Below are 1,179 nucleotides of genomic sequence, written 5' to 3'. Positions count from 1 at the left end.
TAGCATCAACGGTTACGCCGCCCTCGTTTACTTCCACAACTTGAATTATTTGCGTCTGCTCACCCGTATTGGTTTGAAACTTCATCCCGGGTTCAAGGTCAGCGATATCAAACAGCTCCCTAGATACCACGTTAACAAATTCTGGACGATGCGGACCATAACCTAACTCCGGGGGAATCGTCGCTTCAATTCGATCTCCGGCGCTGCGGCCATCAACGGCCTTCTGCAAACCCTCGATGACATCTGAGGCGCCGATTTTTATCTTCATTGGCTCTCCACCCTGGGATGTATCCACTACCTCCCCATCGCTTCCTTTGAGCCAATAATGCACAGTATATGTTTTCATAACTACCTCTTGTCCGGGCGCTCGACTAACCAGTCTGCACTGAGAGCCCATGTATGCGCGGGAGCAGATGCACCTGCAAATACACCGGCATGTCCTCCGGGCGCAATACAGAATTCTTTATCCGTGGATGACACAATATCCAGAATCTTGTGTGCAGCTTTCACGCTAACGATATTATCGCTCTCTCCAGCAAAGGCCAAAATAGAACACGCAATCTTATTGAACTGCGCTTTAGCCTGCCCGATGCGCATCGCACCACTAGCAATTCGGTTATTAATCATCATATGGACGGCCATGTCCTTAATTGTCTCGCCAGGGTAATCGACCATGTCATCAAACCACTTACTCATGGTCAGACTCTCCTCCAGATACTCACGATCCCAGAGATTTAAGAACTTCTCATACGAATTGATCACACTACCAATCGGGTTGGTCAATTTGAAAGCGACCGAGGACACCCATCCTGGCACATGAAACATTTTCGCCGGCATATCTAAAAGCGAGACATTCAACATACTGGAAATACTTTGCGCAGGCTTGTATACCACCGAAAGAAACTTTCCTGTGAGACCACTTTGATGCATATCGACAGGACTAGCTACTGTAATTAGGTTTCGAACCCTCTGATCTCCAGAGGTAGCGAGATACATCAGAGACAACAGCCCCCCCATGCAATAGGAAAATATCGATAGCTCTTTTACACTTGCATGCCCTAGCACGGAATCCACGACATCCGGCATCCACTCCATTACATAGGACTCAAGCGAGAGATTTGAATGATCTGCCGTCACATCCCCCCAATCAACCAAGTACACATCAAATCCGCGAGCAAG

General features: G+C 48.1%; 2 protein-coding genes. Both read right to left on the bottom strand.

Features of this window, described 5'->3' with window-relative positions; genetic code table 11:
• The coding region (locus tag A3750_RS21130) for a peptidylprolyl isomerase (protein ID WP_068548772.1) at positions 1-346 on the bottom strand (346 nt) is incomplete at its 3' end.
• A gap of 2 nt (positions 347-348) precedes the next feature.
• Positions 349-1,179, bottom strand: an 831-nt coding sequence (locus A3750_RS21125; RefSeq protein WP_068548770.1) for an alpha/beta fold hydrolase, incomplete at its 5' end; no start/stop codon positions are given.

The sequence above is a fragment of the Oleiphilus sp. HI0079 genome (assembly GCF_001635105.1).
Note: the sequence above shows the minus strand (reverse complement) of the source record. Positions and strands in the feature narration are given on the sequence as shown.